Consider the following 8958-nt stretch of genomic DNA (forward strand, 5'->3'; position numbering starts at 1 on the left):
CCTGAAGACAACGACAACTGAACGCAGCTGAACCAGGCCGGCCCGCAAGAGGCGCGACCGACTACGGAGACACCGCATGACCCGACCCGCAGAATTCGTCGTCTTCGGCGAAGCCCTCACCGACTTCATCCGCCAGCCCGACGGCCAATGGCGCGCCATCCCCGGCGGCGCCTGCTGGAACGTGGCGCGCGCCGCGGCGCGCCTGGGCGTGGCCACCGGCTACGCCGGCAGCGTCAGCAGCGACGTGTTCGGCCAGGAGCTGTACACGCTCACGCGAGAGGCCGGGCTGGACATGCGCTTCACCCAGCAGCATGCAAAAGCGCCGCTGCTGGCCATGGTCACCTCCACCACTCCTCCCGATTATTTCTTCATCGGCGACGACAGCGCCGACCTGCACTTCGACCCGGAACGACTGCCGGCCGGCTGGATGGACCAGGCGCGCGTGCTGCATTTCGGCTGCATCAGCCTGGCGCGCGAACCGTTGGCCTCGCGCCTGTTGCAGGTGGCGCAGCTGGCCGCCATGCGCGGCAAGAAGATCGCCTTCGACCCCAACTGGCGCAAGCTGATGGATAGCCCCTCCTACCGCATCCTGCTACGCGAGATGCTGGCCCTGGCGCATTACGTGAAGGTCTCGGACGAAGACTTGGAGCGCCTCTTCCCCGGCGACGCCAACGCCTTCGCGACGCTGCGCGCCATGGCCCCGCGCGCCGAGATCCTGCTCACGCTGGGCGCGCAGGGCATGCGCCTGCACAAGGACGAACAGGTGATCGAACAGTCTTCCTACAAGGTGGAGGTGGTCGACACCGTCGGCTGCGGCGATGCCTCCATGGGCGGCTGGATCGCCAGCCAGTTGCGCCAGCCCGATGCGCCGCCGCAGGTTCACCTGCAATGCGCGGCGGCCGACGCTGCTTTGGCGGCCGCCAAAGCCGGCGCATATGCGGCCACCTGGGACGAAGTGCAGGCGCTGATCAAACGCGGTTGAACACGCGGAGAATCGCAAAAAGCTCAGACAGCGCAGGCGTGGCGATGGCGACAAGATTGCGGCCGGCGGTGCGCGCCGTTTCTGCTTTTGAGGATTTTCTTATATTCCGCCCGATGCCGGATGTCGATAATGGCCTCATCACATTGCGTCCCATCGAGGCCCACCATGTATCTCCTGTTACTGATCGTCGGCGCGCTTGCGCTGGCGACAGCATGCGGCTTGCTGCAGGCCAGCGCGAAGCGCTCCCGCAAGTTGCGCCGGCTGTCCGCACTCCACACGCCCGCCGCGCGCTCTCCTGCGCTGTCGCCGCAAGCCAGGGAGCACGCCATCCAGGCGTATCGCGCCATGCAGGACATGGCGCTGTCGGATACCGACGCATTGCCCGAGGCGACAGTAATGCAGCGACCGGCACGTTCCCCCGCGCGGTCATCGCCGGCGCGCAAGATCGTGCCCGCTACACCCAAGATCGCGCGCATGCGCTGGCAGCAACGGCAGGTTGTCGCGTCCGGCAAGTAAGCGCCGCGATTGCCAACGCGGGAGGCGAAACGTATCCTCGCGCGCATGCACACAATACGCCCTTCCCGCCCTGAAGACGGCCCGCGAGTCGTCGAGATCTGGCGTCTTGCCGTAGACGCCACCCACGATTTCCTTGCGCCAGCCGACCGCGCCGCCATCGAGCAGGACGTACGCGGCTTCCTCCCCGCCGCCCCGCTCTGGCTGGCCACTGACGAACGCGACGTGGCGCTGGGCTTCATGCTGCTGGACGGCGCGAAGATGGAAGCACTCTTCATCGAGCCGGCGCATCACGGACGCGGCATCGGCAGCGCGCTGGTGGCGCACGCGCTGGCGCTACACCCGGTACTGGAAACCGACGTCAATGAACAGAACGCGCAAGCGGTCGGCTTTTACCTGCGCCTGGGCTTCACCGAGACCGGGCGCTCAACGCTGGACGGACAAGGGCGCGCCTATCCGCTGATCCATTTGCGCTGCAGCTTGGCGCCATAGCGGCCAGCGGCGGCAACGCGCTCCGGGTTCACTTGAACAAGAACCCCGGGACGACGGAGAAAGAGAAAAAGCCCGCATGCATTTCTGCAGCGGGCTTTTGCTTTGCGGCGCAGCTCAGATCTTGTCGAGCTTGGCCACCGACAGATCCAGCAGCTTCATGCCGAACTTGCCGAAGTTGATGTGCGCGCGGCTGGCGCCGCCACCGCCTTCGATGTTGACGATCACGCCCTCGCCGAACTTGGCGTGCGCCACGTTCTGGCCGATGCGCCAGCCCGAGTCCGATCGGGTGAAGCTCTGCGCGATCTTGTTGTTGCCCGACTCCGGCACTTCGTCCCAGGCCGACTTCGGATTGGCGAACCAGTTGTGCTGCTGCACCTTGGGCGAAAGCCACTTGATGGCCTCCTCCGGCAGCTCGTCGAAGAAGCGCGAGCGCATGTTGTAGCGGGTCTGGCCGTGCAGCATGCGGGTCTGCGAGAAGGTGATGAAGAGGCGCTTCCTGGCGCGCGTGATGGCCACGTACATCAGGCGGCGCTCTTCTTCCACGCCGCCTTCTTCCTTGGCGCTGTTCTCGTGCGGGAACAGGCCTTCTTCCAGACCGGTGATGAACACCGCGTCGAACTCCAGGCCCTTGGCCGAGTGCACCGTCATCAGCTGCAGCGCGTCCTGGCCGGCCTGCGCCTGGTTGTCGCCGGCTTCCAGCGAAGCGTGCGAGAGGAAGGCCGACAGCGGCGACATGATGGTCACCAGCGAGGCATCGGCGTCGATGATTTCCACGCCGTCGCCGGTGGTGATGGCGGTGCCGGCGGCAGCCTGCGCCTGGGGTCCGAGGAAGGCCGGCGCATCCAGGCCGTAGCCTTCTTCGGAGACGAACAGCGTCGCCGCGCTGACCAGCTGCTCCAGGTTTTCGATACGGTCGGCGCCTTCTTTCTCGTTGCGGTAATGCTCGAGCAGGCCGGACAGCTCCAATGTGATCTTCACCGTCTCCGGCAGCGGCAGGTGCTGGGTCTCGAAGCGCGCGCCTTCGATCAGCTTGACGAAGGCGTTCAGCGACGATCCGGCCTTGCCGGCTACATAGGGCACGGCGGCGTAGAGCGAGCAGTTGTACTGGCGCGCCGCATCCTGCAGCGACTCCATCGCCTTGGCGCCGATGCCGCGCGTAGGGAAGTTCACCACGCGCAGGAAGGCCGAGTCGTTGTGCAGGTTGTCCATCAGCTGCAGATAGGCGATCGCGTGCTTGATTTCGGCGCGCTCGAAGAAGCGCTGGCCGCCGTAGACGCGATATGGAATCGCCGAGCTGAACAGCGCGTGCTCCAGCACCCGCGACTGCGCGTTGGAGCGATACAGGATCGCGATCTCGCTGCGGCTCCAGCCTTCGGCGATCAGGTCCTTCACCTGCTCGATGATCCACTGCGCTTCCTGCAGGTCGCTGGTGGCCTCATACACGCGCACCTGCTCGCCGTGGCCGGCGTCGGTGCGCAGGTTCTTGCCCAGGCGCTTGCTGTTGTTGGAGATCAGCTCGTTGGCGGCGTCGAGGATGTGGCCGTGCGAGCGGTAGTTCTGCTCCAGCTTGATCAGGTTCTGCACGCGGAACTCGCGCTCGAAGGCCGACATGTTGCCCACGTTGGCGCCGCGGAAGGCGTAGATGCTCTGGTCGTCGTCGCCCACCGCGAACACCGCGTTGTGGGGGCCGGCCATGAGCTTCAACCATTTGTATTGCAGGTCGTTGGTGTCCTGAAACTCGTCCACCAGGATGTGGCGGAAGCGCGCCTGGTAGTGCTCGCGCAACGGCTGGTTGCGCGTGAGCAGCTCGTAGGTGCGCAGCAGCAGCTCGGCGAAGTCGACCACGCCTTCGCGCTGGCATTGCTGGTCGTACAGCTCATAGAGCTCGCCGAACTTGCGGTTGTAGTCGTCGTGCGCCTCCACGTCCTGCGCGCGCAGGCCCTGGTCCTTGGCGCTGTTGATGAAGTACATCAGGTTGCGCGCGGGGTATTTTTCATCGTCCACGTTCATCTGCTTCAACAGACGCTTGATGGCCGAGAGCTGGTCCTGCGAGTCGAGGATCTGGAAGGTCTGCGGCAGCGCCGCGTCCTTGTGGTGCGCGCGCAGCAGGCGGTTACAGATGCCGTGGAAGGTGCCGATCCACATGCCGCGGGTATTGATGGGCAGCATGGCCGACAGGCGCGCGGTCATTTCCTTGGCGGCCTTGTTGGTGAAGGTCACGGCCAGGATGCCGGCGGGCGAGATCTGCCCGGTCTGCACCAGCCAGGCGATGCGGGTGGTCAGCACGCGGGTCTTGCCGGAACCGGCGCCGGCCAGGATCAGCGCGGACTGGGCGGGCAGCGTGACGGCGGCGAGCTGCTCTTCGTTCAGATTGTGGAGAAGGTTTTGCATCCCGAGATTATAAGTCGGCCGGGCGCGGGACTGCGACTCAAGCCTTGCTCAAAGCCTGCAGCAGGCCGCTCCATATGATGTCGGCGGCAGGCTATACTCGCCGGCAACCCGGCACGTGCACCCGCGCGGCCGGGCCCGATCAACCACCACCACCATGCTCATCCGCGCCATGTCTTTCCTGCGATTCGCCCTGTCCTGCTCCGCCGCCCTGCTGTTGACCGCCTGCGCGTCGGCGCCGCCCACGCCGCCGGCATCGGTGCGCACCGATGTCGGCCAGCTGCTGTCGCTGCAGAAGACCCGGCTGGACGTGGCCGCGCCGGTGGCGCGCAGCAAATGGAATTCGCATGCGCCCATCGATGATCCGGCGCGTGAGCAGGCGATTCTCGATGACGTCGCCGGCCGCGCGCAAGCGATGGGGCTGGATGCGCCATGGGCGCGCCGTTTCTTCCAGGATCAGTTCGACGCCGGCAAGATCGTGCAGCGCGACCTGCACCGGCTGTGGAAAATCGAGCGACGCCCGCCGTTCCCCAATCCCCCCGATCTGGCGCATGAGGTGCGTCCGGTGCTGGACCGCCTGACGCCTGAACTGCTGGCGGCGCTGGCCAGGCTCAAGGGCCGCTGGTGCGATCCGGAAGTGATGGGCGCGCTCGATGAGCTGGCGCCGGAGATTCTCGGCGCCGACTATGCGCCGCCGGTGCAGAACCGCGCGATCGCGGCGCTGCGCTGCGGCAAGTAGGGCCGTCGGCCGGCAGGCTTGCCAAAGTGCCATCGTCGCGCAAATACAAAGAACGCAAAAGTCTTTGCTGTCCTGCAGCAAATTCTTGGCGGGAGTAAAATTCGTCTGGCTGTTCACGCGCACATCCGCGCGCGCAGCGTCTTCATTCCGAATTCCCCCACCATGTCCGACGATTCCTGTAGTCCCAGCTCCGGCGCCGTGCCGGCGCGTCCGCTGACGCCTGCCAAAGTAACGCAGCAGATCCTTGCCACCGCATTCTTCACCTTCCTGGTGTACCTGGCCATCGGCATCCCGATGGCGGTGCTGCCGGGCTATATCCACCTCGACCTCGGCTATAGCGCCGTGGTGGCCGGGCTGGGTATCAGCATCCAGTACTTCGCCACCTTCGTCAGCCGCGCCAACGCCGGCCGCATGATCGACACCGTCGGCCCCAAGCAGACCGTCATGCGCGGCATGCTGCTGTGCGCCGGCAGCAGCGGGCTGCTCATGCTGGCTGCGCTGGCGCAGCCGCTGCCCTTCCTGAGCCTGGTGCTGCTGTTCGCCAGCCGCGCATTGCTGGGCCTGGGCGAAAGCCTGGTCGGCACCGGCGCCATCATGTGGGGCGTGGGCCGCGTGGGCTCGGAGAACACCGCCAAGATGATCTCTTGGAACGGCATCGCCACCTACTCGGCGCTGGCCATCGGCGCGCCGCTGGGCGTGGTGCTGGACCGTTCGTTGGGATTTGCCGTGATCGGCCTGGCCGGCATGCTGCTGACCATCCTCGGCTACGCGCTGGCCCGCGGCGGCCCGGTGACGCCGGTGATCCCGGGCGAGAAGCTACCCTTCAAGCTGGTGCTGCGCCGCGTGTTCGCCTATGGCATGGGCCTGGCCTTCGGCACCATTGGCTTCGGTTCGATCGCCACCTTCATCACGCTGTATTACGCCGACCAGCACTGGAGCGGCGCAGCCTTTGCCTTGACCGCCTTCTCCAGCGCCTTCGTCGGCGCGCGCCTGCTGTTCGCCAACGCCATCAACCGCTTCGGCGGCTACCGCGTGGCGATCATGTGCTTCATCACCGAAGCCGTGGGCCTACTGCTGCTGTGGGTCGCCATGACGCCGGAAGTGGCCTTGCTGGGCGCGGCCCTGGCCGGCTTCGGCTTTGCGCTGGTGTTCCCCTCGCTGGGTGTGGAAGCGGTCAACCTGGTGCCGGCCTCCAACCGCGGCGCGGCGCTGGCGGCCTACTCGGTATTCCTCGACCTGGCGCTGGGCGTGACCGGTCCGCTGGCCGGCGCCATCGCCGGCCAGCTGGGCTATCCGCAGGTGTTCCTGTTCGCCGCGATTGCCGCCATCGGCGCGGTGGCGCTGTCGCTCTCGCTGTTCCGTAGCGCCCAGCAGCGCGCGCCGTCGTAATGGCCGGCTGATCCGCTGCAACGCCCTTGCACGATGGGGCCGATAGCCATGCCGCTATCGGCCCCATCGCCATTTTGTGCACCGGATTTGCGCTCAAAGCGGTTGAAATGCGGAACGCCCGCCCCATCTCTGTAATCAGTACCTGTGCAATACAGTCGCATCGGCAGAGTCCACTGCGCGCGATTTGCAATAGAATCGCGATGTTGTTTCACCCGCTTACGAAAAACCAAACATCCTCAAGGAGTGAAAGATGGCAAAGAAGAACGCTGCAGCCCCCTCGATCAACATCGGCATCAACGACAAGGACCGCAAGAAGATCGCTGACGGCCTGTCCAAACTGCTGGCCGACTCCTACACCTTGTACCTGAAGACCCACAACTTCCACTGGAACGTGACCGGTCCGATGTTCAACACCCTGCACCTGATGTTCGAAGGCCAATACACCGAGCTGGCCACCGCGGTTGACCTGATCGCCGAACGCATCCGCGCGCTGGGCTACCCGGCGCCGGGTTCGTACAAGGAATTCGCCAAACTGTCGTCGATCCCCGAAGCGGACGGCGTGCCCAACGCGCAGGAAATGATCGCCCAGCTGGTGGCCGGCCAGGAAGCCGTCACCCGCACCGCGCGCTCGATCTTCCCGGCCGTGGATGCCGCCGCCGACGAACCGACCGCCGACCTGCTGACCCAGCGCATGCAGCTGCACGAAAAGAACGCATGGATGCTGCGCAGCCTGCTGGAAGGCTGATCTTCGCGACCTGCCGCACCACATAAAAAAGCCACCCTTCGGGGTGGCTTTTTTGCGTCCGTCATTTCTCATCGTATCGGCATCGGCGCGCGGCCTCGATCGCAATCCCGATGCCGATCCCGATGCCGATGCCGTCGCGGCATCCTACCCTCATCTGTGTTGAAAGGCAGCGCAGCCGGCCGATGCGAAACGTCTGACGAGAATGGTGCGTCTCCCCTCCGCAATGCAGCACGGGGATTCAAGCCTTTGCCTCGCACGCTATCGAGAAAAAAAGAAGATCAATTAATTCAATTGAAGGGGCGTGCCTGTCTGACGATATTGCTCAATGTAGAACTACGTAAAATTTACGAAACTTAGAAATTATTCGATTTCCTCAGAACTTTTTATATTATTAAATTGAATTTATTTTATTTAATGCAGGATTAACGGCGTTGAAGAAAAATAAATCGACAAGAACGGGTCAAGAACTGGCAATAAAAAATAGCCATCTTTACAGGGGAGGGAGCTAACGCCACGCGGGGGTGTTATGTGGAAAAAATTTTCCATGTCACAGCGTACGGGTCGTCGCTCCATCAGTAAGGTAGTACCAAAAAATTCGAACAAGGATGTACCCAGGCAGTCACGCGATTCGGCATGCTCCTGGGTTCATATCGCCTACCCTCTCTTGCTGTGCAGTCCTGCCGCAGGATTGGCAGCCACCAATGTCGGCACCGGATCAAACGCCACCGGAACGGCCAGCGTTGCAGTCGCGCCGGGTGACGGCTATACCGCAACCGCCTCCGACGTCTTTGCCATCGCGGTCGGCGCCAGCAGCAGCGCGTCCGCCTCCAATGCCACCGCCATCGGGCATTCGGCGTCGGCATCCGGCACCTCAGCCACTGCCATCGGCACCGCAGCCACGGCGGCGGGCAGCAATGCCTTCGCCGGCGGCAGCAGCGCCGCGGCATACAACAGCGGCAGCATCGCCATCGGCAGCAACGCGGTCTCCGGCGTCTCCGGCTCAGGCACGGTAGCCAATACAACGGCGGTGGGCGCAGGCGCACAGGCCACCGGCAACGCGTCGAGCGCCTTTGGCGTGAATGCGGTCGCCAGCGGAACGAGTACGGCGGCCGTCGGCAACGGTGCAGCGGCCTCAGGCAATGCGGCCACGGCGGTGGGTACAGCCGCTCAGGCCTCGGGCGGCGCAGCGCTGGCCGGCGGTGCGGGTGCGCAGGCATACGGACTGAGCTCGGTCGCGCTGGGCAATAACGCGGTGGCCGGCGTCAACGCCGGTGGCCAGCAGTACGATGTCGCGGTGGGCGCCGGCTCGCGCGCAACAGGTGGTCTCTCCAGCGCTCTCGGCGTGAATGCGAACGCCAGTGCCGCCAACGCATTGGCGGCGGGTTCGCTGTCGACGGCTTCCGCCACAGGGGCGACGGCAGTGGGCACGTCAGCGTCAGCCGCCGGCAGCGCCGGCACCGCAGTAGGCTCCGCCGCCAGCGCGGCAGGCGCGAATGCCGCAGCGCTTGGCGCCAGCGCCAACGCCTACAACAGCGGCAGCGTCGCCATCGGCAGCAGCGCAGTGTCCGGCGTCTCCGGCTCAGGCACGGTCACCAATACGACCGCAGTGGGTGCGAGCGCGCAGGCCACGGGTAACTCGGCCAGCGCCTTCGGCTTGAATGCCACGGCCAGCGGCGCCAATGCACTGGCGTCCGGCGCTGCGGCAACGGC

Annotated in this window: 7 protein-coding genes and 1 pseudogene; 7 read left to right on the forward strand and 1 reads right to left on the reverse strand. The window is 65.1% G+C overall.

Annotated features, from left to right (window positions below):
* The first annotated feature begins 76 nt into the window (after positions 1 to 76).
* From J8I26_RS09890 to J8I26_RS09900, 3 genes are all read left to right on the forward strand, one after another.
* On the forward strand, positions 77 to 982 hold the full coding sequence (locus tag J8I26_RS09890; protein ID WP_209606650.1) for a carbohydrate kinase: 906 nt from the start codon (positions 77 to 79) through the stop codon (positions 980 to 982).
* Between the two features lie 165 nt (positions 983 to 1147).
* Complete coding sequence (locus tag J8I26_RS09895; RefSeq protein ID WP_209606651.1) at positions 1148 to 1498, forward strand: hypothetical protein; 351 nt, start codon at positions 1148 to 1150, stop codon at positions 1496 to 1498.
* A gap of 45 nt (positions 1499 to 1543) precedes the next feature.
* Positions 1544 to 1987: an acetyltransferase gene (locus J8I26_RS09900; RefSeq protein WP_209606653.1), complete on the forward strand. Its 444-nt coding sequence runs from the start codon at positions 1544 to 1546 to the stop codon at positions 1985 to 1987.
* Between the two features lie 114 nt (positions 1988 to 2101).
* On the opposite strand, the gene J8I26_RS09905 is transcribed toward J8I26_RS09900, so the two are convergent.
* A complete protein-coding gene (locus J8I26_RS09905; RefSeq protein WP_209606655.1) occupies positions 2102 to 4378 on the reverse strand; it encodes a UvrD-helicase domain-containing protein in 2277 nt (758 codons plus the stop codon).
* Between the two features lie 154 nt (positions 4379 to 4532).
* Between J8I26_RS09905 and aroQ the strand changes: the two genes are divergently transcribed.
* The 4 genes and pseudogenes from aroQ to J8I26_RS09925 all read left to right on the forward strand — a co-directional run.
* Positions 4533 to 5114, forward strand: a complete 582-nt coding sequence (gene aroQ / locus J8I26_RS09910) for a gamma subclass chorismate mutase AroQ (protein ID WP_245200244.1) — start codon at positions 4533 to 4535, stop codon at positions 5112 to 5114.
* A gap of 162 nt (positions 5115 to 5276) precedes the next feature.
* Entirely contained in the window at positions 5277 to 6503 is a 1227-nt protein-coding gene (locus J8I26_RS09915; protein WP_209606656.1) for an MFS transporter, read from the forward strand.
* A gap of 250 nt (positions 6504 to 6753) precedes the next feature.
* The gene (locus J8I26_RS09920) at positions 6754 to 7248 is read left to right on the forward strand and encodes a Dps family protein (protein ID WP_209606658.1); all 495 of its coding nucleotides are present in this window, start codon (positions 6754 to 6756) and stop codon (positions 7246 to 7248) included.
* A 688-nt stretch (positions 7249 to 7936) separates the two neighbouring features.
* A pseudogene (locus J8I26_RS09925) lies at positions 7937 to 8958 on the forward strand (hypothetical protein); the annotation flags it as partial.

The sequence above is a fragment of the Herbaspirillum sp. LeCh32-8 genome, from assembly GCF_017814915.1.
Classification (GTDB): Bacteria; Pseudomonadota; Gammaproteobacteria; order Burkholderiales; family Burkholderiaceae_D; genus Herbaspirillum.